The organism is Chitinophaga pinensis DSM 2588, from assembly GCF_000024005.1.
Classification (GTDB): Bacteria; Bacteroidota; Bacteroidia; order Chitinophagales; family Chitinophagaceae; genus Chitinophaga; species Chitinophaga pinensis.
Map to the genome: position 1 here is coordinate 5,321,344 of NC_013132.1, position 24,749 is coordinate 5,346,092.

Annotated in this window: 21 protein-coding genes; 12 read left to right on the forward strand and 9 right to left on the reverse strand. The window is 41.8% G+C overall.

The window, feature by feature from the left end; genetic code table 11:
* Nucleotides 1-203: 203 nt before the first annotated feature.
* Entirely contained in the window at nucleotides 204-782 is a 579-nt protein-coding gene (locus CPIN_RS21155; RefSeq protein WP_012791881.1) for a Crp/Fnr family transcriptional regulator, read from the forward strand.
* A gap of 116 nt (nucleotides 783-898) precedes the next feature.
* On the opposite strand, the gene CPIN_RS21160 is transcribed toward CPIN_RS21155, so the two are convergent.
* A complete protein-coding gene (locus tag CPIN_RS21160) occupies nucleotides 899-2,326 on the reverse strand; it encodes an amidase (protein WP_012791882.1) in 1,428 nt (475 codons plus the stop codon).
* A 160-nt stretch (nucleotides 2,327-2,486) separates the two neighbouring features.
* Nucleotides 2,487-3,596 carry an alkene reductase gene (locus CPIN_RS21165; protein ID WP_012791883.1) on the reverse strand — a complete coding sequence of 370 codons (1,110 nt, stop codon included), beginning with the start codon at nucleotides 3,594-3,596 and terminating at the stop codon, nucleotides 2,487-2,489.
* Nucleotides 3,597-3,727: 131 nt separating this feature from the next.
* Here CPIN_RS21165 and CPIN_RS21170 point away from each other — a divergent pair, with 131 nt between their 5' ends.
* From CPIN_RS21170 to CPIN_RS21185, 4 genes are all read left to right on the forward strand, one after another.
* Nucleotides 3,728-4,150, forward strand: coding sequence for a winged helix-turn-helix transcriptional regulator (locus tag CPIN_RS21170; RefSeq protein ID WP_012791884.1), 423 nt, complete (start codon nucleotides 3,728-3,730; stop codon nucleotides 4,148-4,150).
* A 301-nt stretch (nucleotides 4,151-4,451) separates the two neighbouring features.
* The gene (locus tag CPIN_RS21175; RefSeq protein WP_012791885.1) at nucleotides 4,452-5,741 is read left to right on the forward strand and encodes an esterase-like activity of phytase family protein; all 1,290 of its coding nucleotides are present in this window, start codon (nucleotides 4,452-4,454) and stop codon (nucleotides 5,739-5,741) included.
* Between the two features lie 274 nt (nucleotides 5,742-6,015).
* The gene (locus CPIN_RS21180) at nucleotides 6,016-6,264 is read left to right on the forward strand and encodes a hypothetical protein (RefSeq protein WP_148230607.1); all 249 of its coding nucleotides are present in this window, start codon (nucleotides 6,016-6,018) and stop codon (nucleotides 6,262-6,264) included.
* 527 nt (nucleotides 6,265-6,791) lie between these two features.
* Entirely contained in the window at nucleotides 6,792-8,684 is a 1,893-nt protein-coding gene (locus CPIN_RS21185; protein WP_222838140.1) for an SEL1-like repeat protein, read from the forward strand.
* A 69-nt stretch (nucleotides 8,685-8,753) separates the two neighbouring features.
* Here CPIN_RS21185 and CPIN_RS21190 read toward each other — a convergent pair whose 3' ends face one another.
* Entirely contained in the window at nucleotides 8,754-8,993 is a 240-nt protein-coding gene (locus tag CPIN_RS21190) for a hypothetical protein (RefSeq protein WP_012791887.1), read from the reverse strand.
* A gap of 347 nt (nucleotides 8,994-9,340) precedes the next feature.
* On the opposite strand from CPIN_RS21190, the gene CPIN_RS21195 reads away from it, so the two are divergent.
* The 3 genes from CPIN_RS21195 to CPIN_RS21205 all read left to right on the forward strand — a co-directional run bounded on the left by CPIN_RS21195 (nucleotide 9,341) and on the right by CPIN_RS21205 (nucleotide 14,609).
* Nucleotides 9,341-10,459 carry a WD40 repeat domain-containing protein gene (locus CPIN_RS21195; RefSeq protein WP_012791888.1) on the forward strand — a complete coding sequence of 373 codons (1,119 nt, stop codon included), beginning with the start codon at nucleotides 9,341-9,343 and terminating at the stop codon, nucleotides 10,457-10,459.
* A gap of 186 nt (nucleotides 10,460-10,645) precedes the next feature.
* Nucleotides 10,646-13,942, forward strand: a complete 3,297-nt coding sequence (locus CPIN_RS21200; protein ID WP_012791889.1) for an ankyrin repeat domain-containing protein — start codon at nucleotides 10,646-10,648, stop codon at nucleotides 13,940-13,942.
* Between the two features lie 217 nt (nucleotides 13,943-14,159).
* Nucleotides 14,160-14,609 (forward strand): cupin domain-containing protein, encoded by a 450-nt coding sequence (locus CPIN_RS21205; RefSeq protein WP_012791890.1) that lies wholly within the window; start codon nucleotides 14,160-14,162, stop codon nucleotides 14,607-14,609.
* A gap of 554 nt (nucleotides 14,610-15,163) precedes the next feature.
* Here the strand turns inward: CPIN_RS21205 and CPIN_RS36865 are convergent.
* The gene (locus tag CPIN_RS36865) at nucleotides 15,164-16,144 is read right to left on the reverse strand and encodes a hypothetical protein (RefSeq protein ID WP_012791891.1); all 981 of its coding nucleotides are present in this window, start codon (nucleotides 16,142-16,144) and stop codon (nucleotides 15,164-15,166) included.
* A 512-nt stretch (nucleotides 16,145-16,656) separates the two neighbouring features.
* Between CPIN_RS36865 and CPIN_RS21215 the strand changes: the two genes are divergently transcribed.
* Nucleotides 16,657-17,268, forward strand: coding sequence for a class I SAM-dependent methyltransferase (locus CPIN_RS21215; RefSeq protein ID WP_012791892.1), 612 nt, complete (start codon nucleotides 16,657-16,659; stop codon nucleotides 17,266-17,268).
* An 87-nt stretch (nucleotides 17,269-17,355) separates the two neighbouring features.
* Here the strand turns inward: CPIN_RS21215 and CPIN_RS21220 are convergent, their stop codons facing one another.
* Nucleotides 17,356-18,306: a TolB family protein gene (locus CPIN_RS21220; protein ID WP_012791893.1), complete on the reverse strand. Its 951-nt coding sequence runs from the start codon at nucleotides 18,304-18,306 to the stop codon at nucleotides 17,356-17,358.
* Between the two features lie 167 nt (nucleotides 18,307-18,473).
* Here CPIN_RS21220 and CPIN_RS21225 point away from each other — a divergent pair, with 167 nt between their 5' ends.
* Complete coding sequence (locus CPIN_RS21225) at nucleotides 18,474-20,453, forward strand: ATP-binding protein (RefSeq protein ID WP_012791894.1); 1,980 nt, start codon at nucleotides 18,474-18,476, stop codon at nucleotides 20,451-20,453.
* Nucleotides 20,443-21,084, forward strand: a complete 642-nt coding sequence (locus CPIN_RS21230) for a response regulator (RefSeq protein WP_012791895.1) — start codon at nucleotides 20,443-20,445, stop codon at nucleotides 21,082-21,084. Before CPIN_RS21225 ends, CPIN_RS21230 begins: the two co-directional genes overlap by 11 nt.
* Before the next feature lie 186 nt (nucleotides 21,085-21,270).
* On the opposite strand, the gene CPIN_RS21235 is transcribed toward CPIN_RS21230, so the two are convergent.
* From CPIN_RS21235 to CPIN_RS21250, 3 genes are all read right to left on the reverse strand, one after another.
* On the reverse strand, nucleotides 21,271-21,720 hold the full coding sequence (locus CPIN_RS21235; RefSeq protein ID WP_044219344.1) for a MarR family winged helix-turn-helix transcriptional regulator: 450 nt from the start codon (nucleotides 21,718-21,720) through the stop codon (nucleotides 21,271-21,273).
* A 111-nt stretch (nucleotides 21,721-21,831) separates the two neighbouring features.
* Complete coding sequence (locus CPIN_RS21240) at nucleotides 21,832-22,203, reverse strand: VOC family protein (RefSeq protein ID WP_012791897.1); 372 nt, start codon at nucleotides 22,201-22,203, stop codon at nucleotides 21,832-21,834.
* A 681-nt stretch (nucleotides 22,204-22,884) separates the two neighbouring features.
* The gene (locus tag CPIN_RS21250) at nucleotides 22,885-23,256 is read right to left on the reverse strand and encodes a winged helix-turn-helix transcriptional regulator (RefSeq protein ID WP_012791900.1); all 372 of its coding nucleotides are present in this window, start codon (nucleotides 23,254-23,256) and stop codon (nucleotides 22,885-22,887) included.
* A gap of 115 nt (nucleotides 23,257-23,371) precedes the next feature.
* On the opposite strand from CPIN_RS21250, the gene CPIN_RS21255 reads away from it, so the two are divergent.
* Nucleotides 23,372-24,070 carry a nitroreductase family protein gene (locus tag CPIN_RS21255; RefSeq protein WP_012791901.1) on the forward strand — a complete coding sequence of 233 codons (699 nt, stop codon included), beginning with the start codon at nucleotides 23,372-23,374 and terminating at the stop codon, nucleotides 24,068-24,070.
* A 68-nt stretch (nucleotides 24,071-24,138) separates the two neighbouring features.
* On the opposite strand, the gene CPIN_RS21260 is transcribed toward CPIN_RS21255, so the two are convergent.
* Nucleotides 24,139-24,627, reverse strand: a complete 489-nt coding sequence (locus CPIN_RS21260) for an SMI1/KNR4 family protein (protein WP_012791902.1) — start codon at nucleotides 24,625-24,627, stop codon at nucleotides 24,139-24,141.
* Nucleotides 24,628-24,749: the final 122 nt, after the last annotated feature.

Genomic DNA, 24,749 nt, shown 5'->3' on the forward strand with positions numbered 1-24,749 from the left:
CCATATGTCTTTTTTGAGTAACCTCTTTTTTAACTGCTTACCGTTCTTCAGCGTTATGATATACCATCACGAGAAGAATCTGCCCGCGGCTTCGGATAAATATGAAGTCATTATCTTGCCTTCCTCATATCCGCTCCAGTGATCAATCAGTATTATTTTGTACCTTAAAAGTCAGAATTGTGCAAAAATAGAGCTAGTAAATTATGTTTGATATTTTTGAACAGTATATGCAGCAGGTCAGTGGCGTACCGAAAGCGGATCTTGCTATGCTAAGAGAAATCTGCATAGAAAAGAAATTACGGAAAGGCCAATCCTTATTACATGAAGGTGAAATATGGTCGATGAATTGTTTCATTACCTCAGGCTGTTTGCGGCTATACAGAACAGATAAAGAAGGTGTTGAACATACTGCAAGGTTTGGAATCGAAAATTGGTGGATGACTGACATGGAAAGTTATATTTACCAAAAACCTTCAGAATATAATATAGAGGCTCTTTCGTCCAGTACAGCCATCGTGTGGACGAAAGCGGCCTGGGATGAAATCCTAAACAGCAGCCCTGCCATGAAAATTTTTAATGATCAGCTTCTCCAACGCGCTTACATAGCAAGTCAAAAAAGGATTTTTTCGTTGATAAGTTCCAATGCTACAGAAAAGTATTTTGAATTTCAAAAGACTTATCCTAATGTATTTAACAAGGTACCTTTGCATATGGTCGCGTCTTATCTGGGAATGTCAAGAGAAACATTGAGCCGGATAAGAAGAGAATACGCGAAACTTTAAGGGTCTTCCCTGATGGAGAAAAAGGCAGAACGGGATTTGCGCTCCCTGTTCTGCCTTTTTGGTATTACAAATATTAAACCAGCATAACTATCCGGTGACTTCTCAACTGAGTATGGTTAAATACCAGGGTGAAGACCGCGGACCGGGCTTACGCTTTCCAGCAGCGAAGCGATGTGCAGAATAGTCGATTCATTAAGCCAACTTCCCACGATTTGAACTGCTATAGGTAGCCCCTCTTTGCTTGTACCGAAGCGCATCGCAATACCCGGCAAGCCAGTTATATTAAGAGGTACGGTCGCACCTTGCAAATATGTGGGGTCCACCTTCTGCCCGTTGATAATAAAGGATTCTACGCCATGCTTGTGGGCAGGGACCGGCAACACATGTGTGAGCAACGCATCGTATTTGCTGAAATAACCGGCAAAACCGTCTTTTAAGCGCTCAGCCGCCTGCTCCGCATCTATGAAGTCCTCCATTGACGTATCGGGCAGCGAAAGCATGGTTTTTGACATTTTATAAAGTTCCTCCTGGCTGCGACCTGCGGTTGCTTCACGGAATGCTTTTTTCATCTCCATTACATGTAAGCGATTGAATACATCAAGCGCAAAGTCGCGTTCCAGCGCAGGGATGCCCACTGGTTCTACTAATAAACCTAAACTCTTCAAAGCATCTGCGGCTGCCTCAACGGTCTTTATGACTTCAGAGTCGACCGGACCGAAGCCAGGCCCGACCATCCAGCCTATGCGTAGCTTACGATCAGGTATACTGCCAACACCGCCATTCAACAGGTAATTACTTGAGGAAAATCCGTCAAGACCGTCAGGACCGGAAAGCACGCCAAAGGCAATTTGAAGGTCACGAATACTACGCGCCATTGGGCCTACATGCCAAAACCGACGTGGTACACGTGGCCAGATACCGGTCATTGGTACACGGCCGTGCGTTGCTTTGAGCGACACAATACCTGTTTGTGCTGCCGGACCACGCACAGAGATAGCAAGGTCGGTTCCAAGACCAATCGGTGACATACCAGCCGCAATGGCTGCCGACTCACCTCCACTGGATCCTCCCGGTGTGCGGGACAAATCCCAGGGATTATTCGACCTGCCGCTAAGCAGATTATCGCTTTCTATCCAATAGGAGAACTCCGGAATATTGGTCTTTGCCAGCAGAATGCCACCTGCTTGCTTCATTCGTGCAACGCTTGTCGCATCACTATCGGGTATACGACCCTTAAAAATTGGAGAACCACGTTGTGTTAAAATATTCGCAGTATCAATTGAATCTTTAACTGTGAATGGCACACCATGCAAGGGTCCCAATTCATTCCCTCTCAATACCGCATTTTCTGCCTTCTTGGCCACCTCCATTGCATTATCAGCAATCGTTACAATTGCATTGATAGCTGGGTTGAATGCTTCAATACGATCAAGATGAGCCTTCATTACTTCAACCGGTGAGATATCCCGGTCGCGTATCATTTTAGCCAATGTACCCGCGTCCTGGTAATAGATAGGATTTCTGTCACTTTTTTGCAAATCCATAGTATATCGTGTTTAAAAGTTCATGAAACAGCAAGAATTACTCATTGCCGAAACAAAAGTACAGTGGGACAGATTGCCCGGACGAAGTCAAATGGCACTTTTCAAATGTGACATTTGTCACATCTTTATATCTACAGTTCATGAAGGCTTATTATAATTGCTACGCTATCACAGCTTCTGGATAATCTGTGTATCCACTTTCGCCGCTGTAATAGGTATCCCGGTTGCTTTCTGCCAATGGTAAATTATACATGAAACGCTTTACAAGATCTGGATTCGCAATGAATGGTGTACCAAAAGATACCAGGTCTGCCTTACCATCTTTCAAAATTGCGTTACCGCTTCCCTGCGTAAAGCCCAGATTTGCCATGAGTGTGCCGCTATAGTGGTACCGGAAGTGGCTAAAATAGTCATCCTGCAATACCTCTACCGGTGTGCCGGTTAAATCTTCTGCAGGACCCACAATATGTAAGTAAGCGAGATTATAATCGCTTAATTTTTTAAGGATATATTGAAACAGCGGGATAGTTTCTTCATCTGGTGTCACAATACCTACATGGCTGAATAAGACCGGCGTGAACTTGATGGCTACACGTGTGCTATCCCATACTTCTATGATGGCATCCAATATTTCAAATACAATGCGTGCCCGGTTTTCGACACTGCCACCATACTCGTCGCTACGCTTATTAGTAGCCAGACTTAAAAACTGAGGGATTAACATCCCTGCCTGCGCATGTACCTCGATACCATCAAATCCTGCTTCCTTTGCATTTTTTGCTGCCTGTTTGTAATCCAGTATAGTTTGTTTAATCTCAGCGACAGTCAACATGCGTGGGGTTACTGTGTCTTTAAAGCCTTCGGGCGTAAAAGACTGGGTTTGCGGATTTATAGCAGAAGGTCCCGCAGGTAGTTCCCCGCCAAAGAAATCCGGGTGCGATGCAGCACCGATATGCCCTAACTGAGAGAAGATCAGACCGCCTTTGTCATGTACCGCTTGGGTCACAAGTTTCCATCCTTCTATCTGCTCCGGCGTGTAGATGCCCGGCACATTAATAAAGCCGATCGACCGTGGATTCACCCAGGTCCCTTCACTCAGAATCAAGCCTGCTGAGGCGCGTTGTGCATAATACGCAGCCATTAAAGGAGTCGGCACCAAACCTTCATTTGTGGCACGTCCACGGGTTAGCGATGACATAATTACCCGGTTTTTCAATTTCAAATTGCCTATCTGATATTCTTCTAACAAGGGTTGTGCAGTATTCTTCATTATTTTTTTTTAGCAAACTTCGGGCATATACAGCAGCGGCACAATATGGGAAAAACTAAAGTCGTAGGGATAAATTTATCCCTATGGCGATTTGAGATACTATGTCTATTTTTGAGTAAATTGAACAGCTTATGTACGAAAGAAAGACTCCCCTCGCTATTGATTGCGGCCTGCACCTGACCAGAGAAGTGCTGAACGGCAAATGGAAGCCTGCCCTGCTCAATGCTATTTCGATGGATATAAAACGTCCTAGTGAGATGCTACGCCTACTACCTGATGCTACGCGGAGGGTGTTGAATGTTCAACTCAAAGAGTTAGAGGAGCATGGCATGATACAAAAGAAAATTTACTCTCAGCTACCGCCCAAAGTGGAGTATTCGCTCACGGAAATCGGATGGTCGCTAATGCCAGTTATTGACGCGATGAACCAATGGGGTGACGCTAATCGCAGCTTTCTGGAGACGGTTGTTACACAGGCGCCGAAGATCAGAGAAACTTCAAAATCAGTATGCGAGGGTTACCGGCAAAGGTTTATTGAGCAAAAAATCGGATAAAATACTGCCATTTTTCCCAGGTCTTTAGTCTTTCCTTATATAGATGTTTTGTCCGCTACAGAGATTTTTCTCCCGGAAAAATCATCAGCGGCTGATTACCTGAGTCCGCAATTTGCATAATTACAACTGCTGTTGCTTTAGGCACACCAATTGAATAAGCCACGCCCCTTACCATCATCTGCATCAGGACTCGCACGTACAGCTATGCCTGGATTGTTAACGAGTAGCCATATGTTGTAGCCTATCCTTAACATACGGGTAACATTCAATAACTACTTTGTTGACAAATGAACTTCTATAAATGAAATATCAAGCAATTACACTAGCTGCATTGGCACTTGTATCCTTAAGTGCCTGTAAAAAGAATGACAATGTGGCAACAACCATCGTTTACCCCGATATGGCAGAAGCAGTTAATCCTGCCATATTGTTTACTACTGCTGCAGGTGTGAAAGTATATAATGGCGGGTATGGATCAGCGGTAGCTGCAGATCCAACGCAGAAAGATGTATTTTATATGCTTACAGACCGCGGATCGAACGTAGCAGGACAGGTAGCCAATTCAATTATTATTGGTAAATCTGACTTTACACCGCAGATCGGAAAGTTCCGCCTGAAAGATGGTAAACTGGTCCTGGAGCAGGTTATAGAATTAAAGAATGCGGCAGGCGACAAGCTAAATGGCCTTCCTAATCCGGCAGGCATGGGTGCATCCGGAGAAATAGCCTACGATCTGAATGGAAACATACTTACGCCCAGTCCGGACGGAATCGATTCAGAAGGACTTGTGGCTGCCGCAGATGGAACCTTTTGGATAAGCGACGAATATGGTCCACATATAGTACATGTAGATGCGACAGGGAAAACTATTGAGCGCATCAATCCTTTTGGTACCGGTACAGGCAACCGGAAATTACCTGCTGTATTTACCAACCGCCGGGCCAACCGTGGAATGGAAGGGCTAACGATCACGCCTGACGGCAAAACACTGGTCGGTATTATGCAATCCCCTATGTACAATCCTTCTAAAACCGCTGTTGCTAAATCTACCGTATTGCGGATACTTACATTTGATATTGCCACAGCAGCTACCAAACAATATGCTTACCTGATGGATAACACAAGCCTTACAGGAGTAAGTGAAATAGTAGCCGTTAACAACACCACATTTTTAACACTTGAGCGCGATGGGCTTTTTGGCGGAGCTGCTACTAACCCGGCTACTTTCAAAAAGGTATTTAAGATAGAGTTGAGCAATGCAACGGATATTTCTGATCCCGCCAATGGCGCTACTGGTAAGCTGTATAGCGGTAAGACTGTAGAAGAGTTGAATGACGTATCAGGTTTACAGGGAGCAGGCATAACACCTGTTACCAAAACGCTTGTACTCGATCTGTTAAAAGATCTGTCTATTGTCTATCCACATGATAAGGCAGAAGGCCTGGCACTATTACCAGGTAATATACTCGTTATTTCGAATGATGACGATTTTGGTGTCGTAGACAATGGCGCAAGCGGTTTTTCTCAAAAAATACTGACGTTGGGATCTGTAGATCGTAACCGTTTGTACTTCAAAAAAATAACTTTATAGGGTACCTATAGCGAAAGATATAGACGCTGAGTATTAAAAATATTTGGTCAATAAACATCTTCGCTATTGAGCATAAAAAGAGGATGTATCGAAAATAAATGCACATCCTTAGAATTACTTAAATGACTACCTGATTCCATCAGGTATCCGAATAAAGAGAGCCTGTATCTTACTTTTGATACAGGCTCTTTTTATGCTATATGCTTATGGATCCGGTATGGGAGAAGTTTTTGTTGATTATCATCCGGACTTCACTAGAATTAAAAAAACAACTTTGGTGATAGCCGTAGACAAGGATATTTCCGCTCAGGAGACCGTTAAAGGACCAGGATGGCATACAGATCCTTATAGATTAGGCGCCGGCCTTAAATGCCTTTTAGTACTTACCGGCGGCAAACATAATCTTGGCGGTATTTCCGGATATGATGCTGCTGAAGCTATTGATGAGAACCCCGAACGTGTGATGCTGGTACAATGCCTTACCTGGGGCATATCTCCGTACAGCACTTTATCCGGAAGATAAATCCTGAGCGAATAGTGGAATAGGTTTCGAGTGCGCAAACAAAATTTCCCGAGCGGCGCCACATGATCAAATTATTTTAGCTTGTAGAAATATTGAAGCAGGCAACGAAGCGATTAAAAAGATCAAACGGGCAACTGATCACGAGTTCCTGATCTGTCTGCCTTTGGATCTGGCCTTATTGCAATCGGTAAGAGATTTTGTAAATACCTTTTCTCAATTCCCGGATCCGGTTGTGTCAATATTAGTAAACAATATGGGTGGCCTTTTCTCAGGAACACTGCCTATACAAAAGACGATATGGAGACAGGATCATGACAATCAACGAAATATGGCACAGTGAGCTCATTTTGTGCAACAGTAACTGCATATCAGCCGGGGATTAATAGTTGTCTGATGTGCGTTGCCTGGAAGATATTAATTCCCTTCCTTACCTTTGCATGATGTCGCACAGCGTATACTTAATTAACACCAGCTCTCCTTCAGGATCAGACCGTTCTCATATAATGATAATGGAATGGAGATATGAGATGCCTCTGCTATTACAACCTTTGTTGATAAGTGGCGGTTTTATTGAAAATAATGTTTTATACTACGATGCCAGATCTGGTATCGAAAATCTGAAAAGATTTTATAACTTTCTGGATTCCACGGAACTGCTCATTAAGGACAAAAGCCTGTTTACAAAAGCTAAGAATACGCTATTCAAATATCTGGATAGTCTGGCACTCCCCTATTTTAGTATGGATGCCCGGGATGCATTCAATATAGAAGAGATACCGCACAAGGAACAGGCGGCTGTCTGGATGGCAGATATCGCGTATAACAATGCGATGATTACCCATGCCATGGACAACAATAACATCTCCCTGTTAACTTACAGTCAACTTAAACATGTCAGTACGGCGTTTCATTCATTTGCTGAACTGCTGAATTATGTGGACTATGATTATGGATGGCGACACATCTACCAGGAATCAGGAAGAGAAGAAATTTACAATGAGAATGGACTATGGGGATTGAAAAATGCCCACGGAGAAATATTGCTACATCCACAATTTGATGAATTTTATGAATTCAGCGAACAGGATGTTGCGGTGGTCATGAAGGAGCAGCAGTATGGTTATGTGCACAGATCAGGTGAGGTAATAGTGCCTCCGGAATGGGATAATGCTTACGATTTTGATTATTCCAATCTGGCGATTATTCAACGCAATGGTCTTCTGGGACTCATCAATCTTTCGGGAAAAGTGGTTGTTGCACCTACATACGAAGCCCTTAACAAATTTGGGTCTCAAGGTCATTACATCGCACAAAAGAATGGAAATTGGGGGGTATTGTCAGAAGATGGAAAAGTAATCATCAATTTCAAATATGACAATATAGAGCTGTTACATGACGATGTAATCATGCTACAGAAAGATGGTTATTACAGCCTTTCTGAAGATGGTGACCAATTCGACCTAATCGTACATAAAGCTCCTCCTCAGGGCTTCGCCTGGGCCATCAAAGGCAAGGAAGTATACCTTATAGATAAATATGGTATATCAAGAGCCAATAAAGACCTCGTCCGGCAGGATGCAGAAAATGAAGGCTACAGTCTTTATTATGATGATATCGTGCGTGCCAGACTCCTGGCATATGCAAAGTCCTCCGCTGAAAATACGGTTACAGACGTTTACACACCGGTCGAAGAACTGTATAATATCGGTGTAGATGCTTATAACAGGCAAGATTACACCTCTGCTATTTATCACTACACACTTGCTGCTGAAAAAGGATTTGGTTATGCGATGAACAACCTGGCTTATATCTATTACATGATAGAAGGCTATGTAAATGATGATAAAGCATTTTACTGGTATGAGCAAGGAGCTGCTGCGCGCAATACCAATGCGCTTAATGGATTAAGTCTGTGTTACCAGTATGGAATAGGAACCATCCCTGATATAGAAAAAGCTATTGACTTATTACTACAGGCTGCTGAAGATGGTATGGCAGCTGCACATAATAATCTGGGATTTCTGCTTTATAAGACTGATCCCGAGCTGGCATTATTTCACTATCACCAGGCTGAAGCACTGGGTGAACCTGATTATGGATTGCTGGGATCCATGTATGAAGAAAAAGGAGATTTCGAAACCGCTTTCCGCTATCACCAAAAGGACGATTCGGAGATAGGTGCGTTTAATCAGGGACATTTCTATCAGAAGGGATTAGCTACAGAAAAGGATATAAAAGCAGCAATAGGCTGTTTTCAAACGGCGATAGACGGTGGTTATGATAGAGCGCATATTGAACTGGCGCGCATATATCTGTTTGAAGAAGGATTTATTGATAAGGATAAAGCAAAAGTGCATATTGTAGCGGCGAAAGAAGCGGAGATTGAGATTCCTGAGGAATTCAAAGATCCATTTGATTGACTATTTTCTTATAAGCTGCAATGGCTAAACTGTTCAGACATGTCGCTGATTATGCGGGTCCAGAATATTTCATAAATATACCTTACTGCTGGCGGCTGTGTATTTTAGTCCCCCTCCTGGAAAACTGTTTTGTATAATCAGGCGTCCGCCGACAGGATCAACATACTCATATTTAGTATAAATAGATCCACCACCAGATTTATCTTCGGATTTGATATTTTCTTTGGGGAGCTTGTTTTTGCCTTGTTCTCTACAAGAGGTAAAAAAAACAGATACCAGGAGTAATAAATACACGAGTACGTATCTCATGATTGATTTTATTTTATAATGGCAACATCAGCAATCTAATTTGATAACTCTCAAAACAGGAAATTTGCATTGTAAATAGAATTGTAAATTTTTAAAATGGGTATTTATATCGGTCTGAACTTGTCTGATGCTTGTTTATCAGCGAGATAATCAATTTTATTTTTATGGTTCGAAATTTGTACTCCGACCAATCGCTATAAATAACGTAATCGTAAAAACCCCCAAGGCATGTCCCTTCTCTTGATGGAAATGCCAGCAATCGCCAGTGATTTAACCGGACAACACAATGATCGGTTAATATTGACTAAATTCAACATGAATTTAAACGCAACTAAATAAGGCACTACATGCAGCATATTTTATCAGATATACAGACAGGAAAAGAAACCATATTACGCTGTGACGACACTACTTTCACGACGGAGACCAACACGGGAGGTAAAATTAAAACAACCAGTAAGCCGGCGGCGGATGCAGCAGCTGCACGCCAGTTGTTTTTCAAGAAAGAATGGGAATTACTAAAAAAGGGTGCGGTATTGCAGGCTGATCATGCAACTGAGGGCGACGTTCTCCTGCATCTTTTTATCGGAGGAGCTTATACGGGCTGCCTTTCATTCGAAGCTACCCATCAGGGCATCTATGTGTATCGTTCCGGCGGCACCGAAATTGGACTACAGGAAGAGCTGCTACGTATCGACAAGCAGGGAGTCATTAATGAGGTGATCGCTTTACCCAAGGTGCTACCCTGGGAAATTTGTTATGATACATCCGCCAACCAACTGCTGCTGGACCTGGATCATTACGCTTACGAATATGACTTAGGCACAGGTGTTTTTAAACAGTTGACTGATCATCTGCAGCAACCTGCCAGTTTCGTGTCCGTGGCGGCAGGTACCTGGGCATATGCTACCCATCCTCATTTTTATATGCAAGGGGCCCGTGACGGCAAGCGAATCGAAACAGCTTTCGAAGTAAAGATTATCAACGGGACTATTCCTTTTTGTGGTAGTCTTTCCCCGGATGGGAAGTTACTGGCCCTGCATAACCGGGAGCATCAGGTGGATTTGATTGATACAAGTGCCGGAAAGTTGGTTAACACGCTGGAACTACCGTTTGGAATGGCAGAACAGCTGACATGGACCAGAGATGGCAGTGAGCTCGTTGTACATGAGAGATACAGTCACTTACACTTCTTTAACGTAGCTACCGGAAAAGAGGTTTTTTACGAAGGTCTGGTCATACCGGCGTACACAAAGGATGTAAGGAACTTCTGCTTTAGTGAAGATCAGTCATTACTGGTTTGCCAGCAACGTACGACCTCATTTGTATTTGACTTTATCAATAAACAATTCCTTTATAGCTTTCCGATACAACATTGTGTAAAAAGCGCCAAAATCAAATTCATCGACACTAAAAAGCTAGGTGTACGTACAGACTATGGCTGTTTTAGTATCTATGCTTTGTAATACTGTACTGCCCATAGTAAGCCCTGTAGATGAATATAGTTTTCCTGGAAGCATCCGGCAGGATAGATATTATTCATCGCATCATTTTATGAGACTAATGAGTTTTTTCTTATCTTGTATTAGCTGATCAAAAAGAAAATATCAAGATCAGCAAGTAGCGTTATCTATCCCTTTTATTTTTTTCTGATGCTAACTAATAAAAACCCTCAACACGTCAATACGACCACGTCAAATGCTACATCTGCCACCAGCTATTCAGGTATATCAATGCCTGCTGTTCTCCCTTATCAGAAAACGGCAATTGAGCAACACGAGAAAAATGAAAGCCCGCTTAAAATGTCGGAAAACCCAGATATGGGTGCCATTGCACCATTTCAGCTGAAAACAGATAGAATAGATACCACTTCGAGCCAGCAAAATCATCCTTCACAAGAAGCCTGGCATGTCGTACAGCTGAAGCAGAATAAAATAGGGACTGTTCCTGTTGTACAGCTAAAAGAACCCTGGGATTCATTGGCAAAGGAAAAGTGGAACAGCACTATTGAGAATATAGAAACATACGCCCATCACATAGGAATTTACGACATAGAGGAATCCGATATCATTGATTACATCAGAAATATAGACAACATAGAACCTCCGAACGGACAGAGTTTTAAAGAGCTGGATTACGGGAGCTATTGCAACGAGCTGGATAATGTAGACGCTAGAAAAGCCGTCAAATACGCGGTAGAAGTTCATCGGCATCGTGAATGGCTGAATTTTGAAGTCGAAGATTCTGAATCCAATGATGATGAGGAACGCTATTATAGCAGCGAAGAAGATGAAACGCCGGGAAATGAAGTAGAATTTAATCTCATTATTGCTGTTATTATAGCATTGAACAAATTGCTCAGTGATTACATTTCTGATTTAAATCCCGATAAAAAATTTGATAAAATTGCAATCAATGTAATTGATAATATCCGAAAGCATAAGCAAACTTCGGCATATAAAAGAACAAAAAAATTCCCCAATTCTTTTAATAAAGTTACTATTGGTGGTATGGAAGATTGGCTAAGTTTTGCCAATGAATTCAGATACGCCAAAAGTGGCAGGAGTAAAGAGAAACCAACCGTTTATAACATTGAGTTCGGATTATGGAATAAAGCTAAACATAAAGAAATTCAGTTTCGCGGCCGGCAGCTGAAGGATGCGGAAGGTAATCCAGGCAGATCCTGGGCAGCGATAGCACTTTCTTTGCATAACCTTGCTGCTGCATTGGGCGCTCATTTGCTCAAAGCGTCAGATAAGAAGATGCAGAAGGGAAAGGGAAACCAGATTCTTGCTGCTGCTATGTTGGCCATTCTGAGCGGTCGGGGCAATGAAGTATATGTCGTACTTCAGCAATATAAAGTAGATCATAAAGTCATTCAGAATTTTGAGTCGCTTGTGCTCGAGTTTTTCGCACTGACAATGGGCATTGAGAACATAAGGCTTGAGTTCACACAGCTGGATACTATCTTTCACCTGAACAATATAGCCCGTGGGGCGACATATGGACAGTATAACAAGAAATATAACTTCCTCAATGTATTTTCTTCCGTAAGGGAAACCCCGAATGGAGATATGGTGCACGTTTATGACCGGGCACGGTATCTATGGAAAAGGAAAAGGGATGACGATAAGTACAGCGAAATGAATGACATCGAAATTGCGGAGGAAATAGAAGATGTAGAGAACGATTTAGAAGTAACCAAAGAACTCACTGAATATAGGGGACACAGAATGCGTTCCAAAAAACAAAGCCTGAGAAAGCCACGGGAACGCGGATCTATCAAGAGTAGTAAGTCAATCGGGAAAAGTATCTATTCACATAGTGCCGGACACAAAAAAACAACAAACCTGCTATTCGGTGTAGAGTCTGAAATTGTTAAGTTATGGGCGCAGGTGCGGCGGGTTGAAAATGGGGAAGATAGACGCGAACTTCACCAGAGCAGGCTTTTCAGCATGGGGCCTATACGTTTGTATAATCTGTTCGCTAATCTGATATTAAGGAACAGGGATAGGCTTACTGATTTGTCCGCGGAACAGATTGCCGGATTCATTATAGAGCTGTATATCAATTTCGTGGAAAACAGAATACCCAGCAGTGGAAATCCGTTTCATGATGAGATCGAAGTGATCAGTGGTTCTGATTTTGGTGCGACAGTTGAAAAGATCCTACAGGGAGCGGGTACGCTCAAACCTGATAAAGCGATTGTCAGAATGTTGGTGGGGGCTTTGAATGGCAATAAAGAGGCTTTAGGATTGATAAGTACTATAGATAAAGTACAACTTAAAATTGCTCTGATTTATATACAGCGGAAAGCCGGAAGCGTTACTGACAAGTTACTGCATATGGCGGTCAGTTCGAACGATCCTGCATTGGTTGCAGCGATGTTATCAATTGGAGTGAGTTTTGACGCTGAAGATAATGATGGCAGGACTCCTTTGGCACTTGCTCTTGAATTGGATAAGAAAGATAGTAATAGTAAAAAGATAATTGATTTACTTGTTGGTGCTCAGGATAAGAAAAAGAAAAAGAAAAAAACACAATTACCCAGGGGATGGAGTCACTACGGCAGCTCCGATATTGGTGAAAATTGGTTAACCGATGAAGAAGTGGATACCGGACTTAGTGCCGCGAATCTTCCCAACACGCACGTAGCCCCCTCAGTAGATATCGCCAATAACCCTGATTTCTTAGCTGAATTTATCCGGGATAACTATCTTGACCAGATGGGCCAGGGTGCTATCGCAATGAATACGGTGATTCCCATTAATTTTAATAATGCGCATTGGGCGACATTGGTGATCAGGCAAAACCAGGATCGCAGATCCGCACCTAAGGTATATTTTTTTGACTCAATGGGAGAAGATGAAGATAAAATAGCACTGATTAAGCTGATGCTTGAGATGACCGGTGTTTATACCAGCGTTGATAATATTGTTGACCTGTCTGAGCACATGCAGCGAGACGGCTACACATGTGGCACATGGATGATTGAATCTGCGAGCAAGGTCGTGAACATTTTGGAAAACGGCGGAAGTGTAGCGGAGATAAAAGATGCACTGCATGTAATAAGCGCTGTCGTTAAAGAATTACACAGACAAAACTTACAATTGGCAAAACCTGGCCGTGAGGAAGTATCAGGGTCTGAAGAGGGTATGGAATTGGAAAAGAAAGGGTATACCTATCATACTTTTGGAAATGGTATTCAGGAATATAGTGAACGTTGGATAGCCCATAGCTATAATGAATCTTTCGGATTTCCTACTCAACTGTCGGAATTGTCACAGATGTTGATGGTAAATTATGAGGATGTAGATAGGAAAATGCAGATAATCTACCGGGTATATATTTGTAGAATATATGGTGAGTTGAATAAAACAAAAAAGCTGATGAGGGCGTATAATGAAGAAATAAAAGAAATCAGGAAATTTTTAAAGGAGAAGAAGTGATCATGTATGCTAAGTGGCACAAAGTGTACATATAAGAGCGTTGTAACTTCTTTATCAATTTAGTGACACCTCACTTTATTTATGCACATCTATTGTGAATTTTAAGGGTTTTTAATATTGGCTTTTCTATAATGGAATTAGCAGGTTAAATGGATCAAAAAACCTGATCAGCCTATAAACAAGTTTTTGTAAATTAGTTATATTTAAACCAGGTGTAATGACAAAGAGAGAAATCACCTATGTATGTATCACCGTACTAATCATGTGTATACCCATGGCGATCATTGCGCATAATGATCAGCGTACACCCCTATCCTCTGCAATATACGACTGGAATAAAATTAAAGTTGAAGCTACTAAAACGGGAGAAAAACGACAATTTCTGCAAGCGCCCACTCCGACACTGGATGAATTGGAGCTACATGTAACTACTTTGAATCCTGGAGAGGCGCCACATCCCCCACATCAACATCCCGACGAAGAATTGATTATTGTAAAAGAGGGAATAGTTGAATCGACGGTGAACAAGACCACGAAACGCGTCGGCCCGGGCTCGGTTATTTTCCAGGCATCTAATCAACTGCATGGTATCAGGAATGTAGGCGCTACTCAGGCAGTATACTATGTTATTAAATGGAAGACAGAAAAGACGCCTAGGGGTAAGTAAGCTGTCGTGTTTACGTTTCACTTCTTTCGGAGACCTCCTTTAACCACTATTTGTCTACGCTTAGAAAGACATTTATATTTCCCTTCTATGATACATTCGGCAGGAAACTCTTTTAAACGTGTTTTCTGTTGTCAGGTAGATGCCAGCTAAACCACGTGTATATACTTTGAAAAGTATTTGTTTAACGCTGCCTTATCGTATTTATCCACCCCACGCCAACATTCTCAAATAACCAATCACTCGTTCCCCGGCGTAGCCTGTCATATGACGCGGGCGTCAGAATATCTATGCACGCTAATATCTCCATCACAATTTTCCTTTCATCTTTGGTCCATTGCTTACATATTATACCCGGTATAGATGCTACAGATATGATTAAACGAATACCTGATCCCTTTATTGAGAAATATAAAAGAAGTGTAAAGGATATAATGGCCCCGGTCTCGAAGAATTGCCCCAATTGTATCCTTTACACAGTTTATTAATCTTTTTCTTACAAATATTATCAGAATGTACAGCTATCTCAACACAACTGATAATATCCGGCTTTTCAACTATTTTGACTCCAGCTTATCAAGTCTTTCCGCCATAAGCTTTACCTTTTCTTCCAACTCAAGATTACGCTTGTTTTGTTCGATCAGATGTAGTGTCATTTCCTCAATTTTCTGCAGGAGAATTTTATTCATTTCTGCCAGCTCGAATCCTTCTTTTGCCACTTCTGAAGCAGATGGCACTTCCGGAAGATGTTTATGCTGCTGTATGTATGTCTCTACTTGCTGCAGTGACGGCAACTGGTACGTAGAATCAAATACGAAATCCGGCCATGTACTTGCCTGTGTAACCTTAATCTTCCTTGCCGCAATAGTTCCTTCTACCGCTAACTTGTTTGTGCCTGTATTTCTTGTTCCGATTCCAAGGTTGCCTCCGAAATAGTTAGTACCGACTCCATTAAAATAAGCCGTATTACCAATGGTACTGCCATATGTATTCACTGTATTATCTACCGCTGATTTCACACCAAAAGTGGTTCCTCCTGCTGTAGGCGTGAAAGAGAGAGGGTTAGGCGAACCATCATAAACAGTCGGTGTCACATTGTGGTTAGCAAAATATTTATACGTTGTGTTACCACGCAGCCAAATGATAATAGTGGCGGTAGCATTACCAAAAGACCCATCTGCCCATCCTGCTATAAAAGATCCATAAGCAGGTATACGACTATTGGCTTGTCTGATGTCGGCATCGATAAATTCAGATCCGGTGCCCCAATTGTTAACGTGATATCTGAACCTGGCGATTAAAGATCCACGCCATGAACTATCCTGATGGATATTGGACCGGCCTATCTCCAGTTCAGTCGCATGATCAGAGGGAGCTCCGGCATCCCTGAACGTCACGACATAGTACTTGCTGATGTCTCCTTTAACAGAGATAGTCCCCATCGTGTCTTGTTGTGCGCTTGCGGTGTTTACATTTACAATGCTTAAAATTCCCAGGATAAAAAGCAGGATGCTTCCCGGCTTTAAATTTTTCTTCATATTCATTTTTATTTATAAAAGTTGCGTCTTCTGAGAAGTACACATATAACGAACAATGTCACGCTGGATGGTTATTTAGTCTATTTGTCGGATAAGGCTACAAACCTCCGGTCCCTTGCTACATCAGGGGATAAATATTTCCAGGTATTTAGAAAACACTTCCAGAACTGTTGCCTTGATTTAAGATTACTTAAGACATGTCTCAATAGAGTCTTGCAGATCTATTATAAGAAAGTTTATAATAGTCAAACTATTCGCAACTTAAAATGGGCTAAGATCCAATTGAGGATTATGAATATGCTTGAACAATGTATAGGGTACGAACCCAATGATAAGTACAGGACAACATCAATTTAAACTCATGGCAAAGGTGATAAATTGATACGACACAATACATAACACATTAGTTGTATGAAATAAAATTTTAGCCTTTCCCTATCAACCGCAGAAAGTCAGATAATCGTAACCTTGTAACCCTAGTATTCAAGCTATTTATCCGTTAACTTTGCTTTATGCAAGCGGAACTTCAGCAACTTTACGGAAACATAGACATCTACCTCTTTGATCAACTGCTTAAAGGAACATACGATAAATGTAAAAGTGTACTAGATGCGGGCTGCGGTGGCGGTCGCAACCTGATCTACTTCTTAAAAAACGGCTATGATGTGTATGGTATTGACCCTAATCCCAATGCCGTGGAGGCAGTCAGGCAACTATCAGCAACGCTATCCCATACAAATGCTACAGAAAATTTTGTGGTCGCTTCCGCTGAAAATCTGCCTTTTGAGGATAACACTTTTGACCTGATAATCAGCAGCGCAGTATTACACTTCGCCCAGGATCCTGCTCATTTCCAGGACATGATCTATTCAATGTGGCGGGTACTGAAACCTGGCGGCTATTTATTTGCCAGACTAGCCTCAGACATCGGAATTGAAACGCAGGTACAAGACCTGGGTAATGGTCGCTATCTTTTGCCCGATGGCAGCGAACGCTTTTTGGTGAGTCAACAATTACTACTTCAATATACAGAACGCCTCAACGCGCGGCTCCATGAACCTATAAAAACCACCAATGTGCAGAACTTGCGATGCATGACTACCTGGTGTTTGCAGAAAGTGTAAAAGACCAGTTCGATCCTATACTTGAAAAGAGTTGTAAATAAGGCATTTACAACTCTTTTTTTTGTTGTAGGTTTCTCAGTTTTGCTACTAACGCCACAGAGTGACGCCGCTCGCCGCCTCTGCTATGTTTTCTCCTTTAGCGACCAGCTGAATTACCCGTTTATCTGTATTGTCCTCCACATTATATTTTTTGAAATCCGCAGGAATTATGGCCATTCTCCACCAACGCCCCCATTGATTCGTAGGCGTATAATCATATCCTATCAGCAAATATTTAGAATCCGGCGAAAATACCGGCCATACTTCTGTCCAGTTACTCTCGGTAACCTGGGTAAGATTACTGCCATCTATATTCATCATCCATACATGGTTACCACCACGCAGCGCCAGCTTTGTTCCATCCGGGCTAATGCTAAAATGCCCCCAGCTGTCAAAGTTGAATGTTTTTACGAGTGTCGCATTCGTGAATTCCTTATTGGTGCGGTATATACTATTGCCCTGGCTGAACAAAAACGTATTGTCAGGCATCCAGATCACTCTTCCGTCCAGTTTTTTCCCCTGATATGATACAAGGTTAAAAAGAATTTTCCCCTGCAGATCAAGTATCATAACACCGTCATCAAAAGTAGGCGGTACCAGAATCAACTTTTTATCGTAAGACAACAAAGGGGAAGTAAGATTTGCATACCCTGAGAATTTCTTGAATTGTGATACAATGGTGTTGTCTTTTACATTGGTAATCGTATATAATTCTGCGTCATAATCATCCGGATGATCACGCGACTCCAGTATCCAGGTATTGTCCTGGCTAACATCCCAGCCATTGCGACGGGTACTATAGGTAATAAAGGATGCTTTTATACCTGTTGTCAGGTCAAATTTCAACAGGCCGTCGGTAGCCCAATCGTAGTAAATTACACCTGCCCCCAGTGTTGTGGTACCTGTTCCCGGATCAGGGGTGTCCTTATCGCCACCGCCCTCTTTAGAGCAGGCAGCGATGAAGAACACCAGGGGTAACAAGTATAAATGCTTTTTCATGTTAACAAATGATTAATGGGTGAAACAGAATTACGTCCACAAAAATCAGCAGCGCAGCACTGTAAGACAATACTCCCAAAGGAGTATTTTTGACAGTGGGAAGCGGTATATGATACCCATCATTTGTTTTATACATATTTTTAGCTCGCCGTTCAAAAATTGCGCTATTGAATCAATCACTAACAAACGCCATCCGGAAAATAGCTTATTGTCTGCTCCCCCTGCTCTTTTACGTACAGGCGGCAGCGCAACACGTGGTAGACGACCGGAAATTTCCTGATAGTCTGCAACAAGTACTGAAAACATCGGAAAAGCTGAAAGATAAACTGGACGCCATTTTCCTGCTCTCGGATTTTTACAGTACCCGGGACACTACCAAAGCGCTGGATTATGCCCGGCAAGGCATCATGTTAAGCCACCAGGATGAGTATCTCACGGCAATCGCACATTTTTACCTGGCCGGCGTCTACTTTGAGTTTGACATTAACCATAGTCAGCAGGAATATTTGTATGCAGAAAAATTATTGAGTAAGTTTTCCCAAAGAGAAGCATTGATTTTCCGGTCCAAAGCCTGGAGTAACTATGGTGCCCTTGAACAGCGGCTAGACAAGCCACGTGAGTTTCTCGATATCCTGATCAATAAGGTCTTACCGCTTGTCCAGCAGGCCGGGGACAGCACGAGAATGGCATTGAGCTACCACAATATCGGACTGGTACTGCTTAATTTGAATGAATATGAGAGGTCCCTGGAATATTTCTCACGGGCTATTGCCATCATGGAAACAAGCAGAGAGATGTACGCAGACTTGGCCGATGTATATGTAATGTCTGCCAGGGCTACTATTTTGAGTAGCAAACCAAAACAGGCTTTACCTTTTCTGAAAAACGCGAGAAAGATCCTGGAGCCGAATCCTGATTCTTATTTCTGGCCACTATATTATTCCGTAGAAGCCGCCTATTATAGATCTACCAGGTTATATGTGCTGGCACATCAAAGCGTGGAAAAAGGCATGGCATTGGCGGAGGAAATGAATAATGTATTTGACAAACGGGCATTGTTGTATGAGCAGTTCAGTGTTTACAAAGAGGAGAAAAATTATATAGCAGCTAAAAATAGCTTGTTGCAGGGGCTGGATATGGAAGGTAAACTTCCGCTTTCCAAAAACAAAAAGCAACTGTTGTTCGATTTAGCGGAAACCGAAAAGTTATCAGGTAATACCGATGCGGCATATAGCTGGCTGACGCAATATGTAGCGCTGTCGGATTCCATCAATGCACAGCGAACCAAAACAGACATCGCTGTGATGGAAGCCAGGTTCAGAACTGCGGAGAAAGAAAAACAGATCCTGTCCCTGGAACATGATAAAAAGTACAGACAGTTCCAGGTATTGTTGTTATTAGCCATAGTGGTTGTATTGAGTCTGATTGTCGCTATCTCCGTCATGCGATTACAATACCGTAAGAAAATAGCCGACCGACGGGAGACAGGGTATCAGGCCGAATTAAAAAGGATAGAAAAGGAAAAACAATTATCAAACTATACGGCCCTGATGGAAGGACAAGAGCAGGAGCGGCGGCGAATGGCGCGGGACCTGCATGATGGATTGGGTTGCCGGTTGTCGGCTATCAAACTCGGTCTGTCACGTATTCCGGTGGCAAACAGTCCACAGGAATTCCCACTACAACAGGTAATAGACCAACTGGATGCTTCTATCCGGGAATTGCGCTGGATCTCACGTAATATGATGCCGGAATCTTTACTTACATTGGGATTGCAGGAGGCGCTGAAAGATCTCTGTAGTTCGGTAATGAGTCCACAACTGCGTTTAGTATACAATGCTTACAATATTGATCCTGCGTTGCCCCTGTCAACGCAAACTATGATCTACCGGATGATACAGGAAATTATTACCAATGCGGTGAAACATGCGAATGCTACGACTATCCTGTTGCAATGCAGTCAGGAAGAATATAGTTTTTTCATTACCATAGAAGATAATGGCAGAGGTTTTGATACCAACAGCCATCAATCGGATGGAATTGGGTTAAAGAATATCCGCAACCGGGTGGATTACTTTCATGGAAATTTACATATTGAATCATCCCCAGAGGGAACTATCATAAATATTGAGTTGCATGTTGCATAATAATCATAAAATCAGTATTGCTATTGTAGATGATCATCCTATTGTGATAGAGGGATTCAGATCATTGCTGGAGAGCAGTCCGCTGTATGAGATTGCTGGTTGTTTTACTACCGGTGCCGGTTGTATGGGTTTTCTGCAACAACACAAAGCAGACATTGTATTGTTGGACATCACCTTGCCGGATGGCAACGGCGTTCATTTTTGTGCTGTCATCAATGAGTTTTATCCGGACACAATGGTTGTCGCCCTTAGTAACCTGAATGAGCGAAGCATTATTTCGCAGCTATTCAAAAATGGAGCGAAGGGTTATCTACTTAAAAACATCTCCGCCAAAGAGTTATTAGATGCATTAAATACGGTTTGGGAAGGTAACATTGCGATGAGTCCGGAGGTGAAAGAGATCATGCAACAACCTGATCTTAATACTTTACAGACGATACCGGAGCTGACTAAAAGAGAAAAACAGATCCTGCAATTGTTGGCCGAGGGCAGAAAATCAGCCGCTATTGCGGAAGAGTTGTTTATCAGTCCGCTAACGGTTAAAACACATCGTGCTACCTTGCTGCACAAATTTCAGGTGAGTAATATTGTTACATTGGTTAACCGGGCTAAAGAGACTGGTTTGATCTAAGGATCAGGTATGATTTATTCTCCATTGTTTGCCCCTCCTCCTACCCTGCTTCAGCCGGAATAAGTAGTAGTTTAAAAAAAATCCTATGCATTATATGTTAAATAAGTTTCAAAAGGAAGGCTGCTATTAGAGCAGATCTTCCTTTTGAACACTGCACGGCATTTCTTATTTGTAGTATGCATGATCCTACTTTATTAATCTCACAAGTAAATCATCGAATACTATTTTATCTTTCACCACGTTTTTAAAAAACACATCATCCACCTGTTTAACAATCCGATACGCCTCCCTCAATATCTCCACACCTTTATCGGTTATTTTTAATTGTTTCGCACGGCTATCACCGGGGTCTTTCACCCTTTCTACGATTTGTTTTTTCTCTAATACCGCTAATACTTTAGAAGTCATCATTTTATCGGTATTAGCGTAATCGGCCAACTGCTGCTGGGTAACTGCCCCTTTTTTTTCACTCAACCAGTAGAGACCCGCCATTAAGGAGAATTGCGTTAGCGTGAGCTCCATTTTTCCGAGTGCTCTGTTCATACTTAGCTGCCATTGCATTGTCACTTGCCAAAGCAAGTATCCGCTGTTTTCCTCTGGCTCTATATAAGAGAATACCTGATCTTTTGTAGCCATCTTATTTGTGCATATACAATTTAATGAAATGAACATTATCTTAATACACCTGATGTAGCACATTAAGGGAGTGATCACGGCATGTGACCACCACCTAACATTTTGCAGCCATTAATCTTCCTTGGTTTCCTGTAAAGTTATTGCATAACCATCTGGATCGGATATTACCAGGATTCTTCCAAATGGCGTTGGATGGATATCTTTGAAAATAGAAATTTTCCCTGCATTTTTCTCCAAAAATGTATCCAGGTTACCTATTCCAAACCATACAGCTACTCCCCAACCGAGCAAATTAGCTTTCGAAAGCTCAATCATTGGTTTTCTGATAGCGAAGGCTGCGCCGTTCTTTTGCTCAAACACGATGGCATCAGGTGGCGATTTCGGAACAGGCTTAAAATTCAGAATTTCAGTATAAAATTTCCCAGATACTTCAAGATCAGACACCTGGAGTGAAATAAAGCTGAGTTGCGTTGGATTTGACATAGTTATTAATTTAGTTGTCGCGACTACTAAATTAATAACTATTTTTACAACAACAAATTTTTTATGTCTTGATGGGGTTAATTGATTGGCCTTTTTTGGGTATCAACTTAAGGTAGCAGACATAGATTTATCAAAGGAGAATTGTTTGTCAGACCAATTCTGTTGATGGATCAGGCGCGACAACTCTCTTAGATCATTTGTGCCAATCATTTCACTCACTTTAAAGTTTCAAGATTAATATATGCAGCTAATTTGAATGGATTTTTACCTGCATGATCAATCGCTACTAAATTTACCTTATAGTCATGCGTCCTGTCAGAAAATAACAGTGGTTCATTGTATTTTATATAATCATCCTGGACTACAGACTCCTGACAATGATCCGTGGGGTCATCACTTTGGGTTTTACCTATTTTCACACGGATTCCTGAGTTCCTATTCAGATCTATTAATGTTATCCGAAACTGATCGAATTGCAAATAATAACCTTCTTTAAACCAAAGTGTTTCGCTAACTGAACCCTTGGTGGCTGAGGAAGGAAGAGATTGAATAATCGTGGCATTGGCTGTACTATTGAATTTTTCAATCTCTAAATTTCAAGCCTAAACAATAACGAGCAATACCAACTAGTTGGTATTTTTACACTTTGTAAATCGAATAGCTTTTCTTCCAAGAGACTATTTATTGGACCAGCTGTTTTCCAAATATCTTTTCCCGGTGTTTCAGCCCCCACTCTGCCATGGCATCAATTAAGACCTTTAGCGTCTTACCGTAGTCGGAAAGAACATAAGAAACTGCGACAGGGCTACCTGTAGTTACTTCTCTGATAATAAGCCCATTCATTTCCAGGTCTTTTAATTCCCGGCTTAATACCTTTCCTGCAATACCATTGATATCTTTCAACAATTCTGAATATCGCATTTGTCTGGCACAGAGATGTGAGATGATAGCTAATTTCCATTTGCCGCTAAAGATGTGTATAGTATCATCAATAGCCCTCATTCTTTTTATACAATCGCTGTCGCCGGGATATATTAAGTTCACTTTCTGCATACGTTTACCAGGTTACTTTTTTGTCATCTGGGTGACTTGAATGTCACCACTTGTATTGACTACGAAGGTACTAAATTGCTAAAACCTTGCTTAGCTTTGTGAAAAAATAGGACACATGAGCTTACTGGATGATTTACATTGGCGCTACGCTACCAAAAAGATGAACGGAGTATCCGTACAACAGGAAAAACTGGATTATATTTTAGAAGCAGCCCGCCTGGCGCCTTCCTCCTCCGGTTTGCAGCAGTATAAAGTAATAGTAATAAGCGATAAAGCTTTGCTGGAAAAAATAAAGCGTATTGCTTATGATCAAAGTCAGATAACAGATTGCTCGCATCTGCTTGTATTTGCAGCCTGGGATGGATATAGCGAAGAACGGGTAAGCCAGGTATTTAACTACATGATGGATGAACGGGGATTACCACGTGATACGATGGATGGCTATAAAGACACCATTTTAGGGCTTTACGGTCCATTGGGACAAGAATGGCAGGCACATCATGCTGCCAAGCAAAGCTATATCTCTTTTGGTCTGGCGATCGCTGCAGCAGCAGAGCAAAAAGTGGATGCTACCCCGATAGAAGGCTTCTTGCCTGACAAGCTGGATGAATTATTACAGTTAAAAGGAACGGGCTATAAAAGCACTGTATTATTGCCATTGGGTTATCGCGAAGCTGAAAACGACTGGTTGGTGAATATGAAAAAAGTGCGTACACCGAAGGCCGCCTTTGTCACTGAAATGACTATAGCAGACGCAGCAGTGCTCAGTGATCTTCCGGTAATGCAATCGTTGGGTAGCTTTACCAGGAAGTAAATGTGAAGTGCCTGTTTGTGGCAAATGGCATAGATAATAGATCCTTTTGCTACAAACAGGAACTCATACTAAAAATGAGCATAGTATTTATTACGATAAGATCCATCAATAAAACTTTTCAACAACTTCTCTATATGGGCGGAAAATGTAGTTGCGACAGGCCAGACTTCCCCCGAATCAAAATAGGAAACTACATCAACAGTTTCTCCTGTTCTCCGAAAAGCATAAAAATCAAATCTGTCGTCATGATCAAATTTCTGAAATATGACCACATTGCCACTCCACTCTTCTTCCTGATCAAGTACGAACTCCATATCCTCTGCTATATATGGAGGGAAAAGTATCGTGCACATATACTTTTCTGATTGTAAATCTTTAAAATAAGCAAGACCGCATGTGGTAATAAATTCTACATAGTCGTCCGGAAAGGTAAAGTTAAACTGTGCTTCTACCTTTCTTACCTCTTGTATATCTATGGGTTCTGAAAATTCGATGATCAGACCCTGGTTATTAATCTCTTTTTCCAGGGCGCGGAAAGTGTCAATTATTTTTGCCATTGTTAACTTCTTGTTATTGATAATGGTCAAAGTTATACAACGACGGGGATTTGCAAGGTATCGGACTACTACAAATAATCTACATGTCCTGATAAATGGCTTGCTTATATATCTATAGCCGA

Coding starts and splice junctions, on each gene's coding strand:
- CPIN_RS21155 (WP_012791881.1), top strand. CDS start 204: ATGTTTGATATTTTTGAACAGTATATGCAGCAGGTCAGTGGCGTACCG.
- CPIN_RS21160 (WP_012791882.1), bottom strand. CDS start 2,326: ATGGATTTGCAAAAAAGTGACAGAAATCCTATCTATTACCAGGACGCG.
- CPIN_RS21165 (WP_012791883.1), bottom strand. CDS start 3,596: ATGAAGAATACTGCACAACCCTTGTTAGAAGAATATCAGATAGGCAAT.
- CPIN_RS21170 (WP_012791884.1), top strand. CDS start 3,728: ATGTACGAAAGAAAGACTCCCCTCGCTATTGATTGCGGCCTGCACCTG.
- CPIN_RS21175 (WP_012791885.1), top strand. CDS start 4,452: ATGAAATATCAAGCAATTACACTAGCTGCATTGGCACTTGTATCCTTA.
- CPIN_RS21185 (WP_222838140.1), top strand. CDS start 6,792: ATGCCTCTGCTATTACAACCTTTGTTGATAAGTGGCGGTTTTATTGAA.
- CPIN_RS21190 (WP_012791887.1), bottom strand. CDS start 8,993: ATGAGATACGTACTCGTGTATTTATTACTCCTGGTATCTGTTTTTTTT.
- CPIN_RS21195 (WP_012791888.1), top strand. CDS start 9,341: ATGCAGCATATTTTATCAGATATACAGACAGGAAAAGAAACCATATTA.
- CPIN_RS21200 (WP_012791889.1), top strand. CDS start 10,646: ATGCTAACTAATAAAAACCCTCAACACGTCAATACGACCACGTCAAAT.
- CPIN_RS21205 (WP_012791890.1), top strand. CDS start 14,160: ATGACAAAGAGAGAAATCACCTATGTATGTATCACCGTACTAATCATG.
- CPIN_RS36865 (WP_012791891.1), bottom strand. CDS start 16,144: ATGAAGAAAAATTTAAAGCCGGGAAGCATCCTGCTTTTTATCCTGGGA.
- CPIN_RS21215 (WP_012791892.1), top strand. CDS start 16,657: ATGCAAGCGGAACTTCAGCAACTTTACGGAAACATAGACATCTACCTC.
- CPIN_RS21220 (WP_012791893.1), bottom strand. CDS start 18,306: ATGAAAAAGCATTTATACTTGTTACCCCTGGTGTTCTTCATCGCTGCC.
- CPIN_RS21230 (WP_012791895.1), top strand. CDS start 20,443: ATGTTGCATAATAATCATAAAATCAGTATTGCTATTGTAGATGATCAT.
- CPIN_RS21235 (WP_044219344.1), bottom strand. CDS start 21,720: ATGGCTACAAAAGATCAGGTATTCTCTTATATAGAGCCAGAGGAAAAC.
- CPIN_RS21240 (WP_012791897.1), bottom strand. CDS start 22,203: ATGTCAAATCCAACGCAACTCAGCTTTATTTCACTCCAGGTGTCTGAT.
- CPIN_RS21250 (WP_012791900.1), bottom strand. CDS start 23,256: ATGCAGAAAGTGAACTTAATATATCCCGGCGACAGCGATTGTATAAAA.
- CPIN_RS21255 (WP_012791901.1), top strand. CDS start 23,372: ATGAGCTTACTGGATGATTTACATTGGCGCTACGCTACCAAAAAGATG.
- CPIN_RS21260 (WP_012791902.1), bottom strand. CDS start 24,627: ATGGCAAAAATAATTGACACTTTCCGCGCCCTGGAAAAAGAGATTAAT.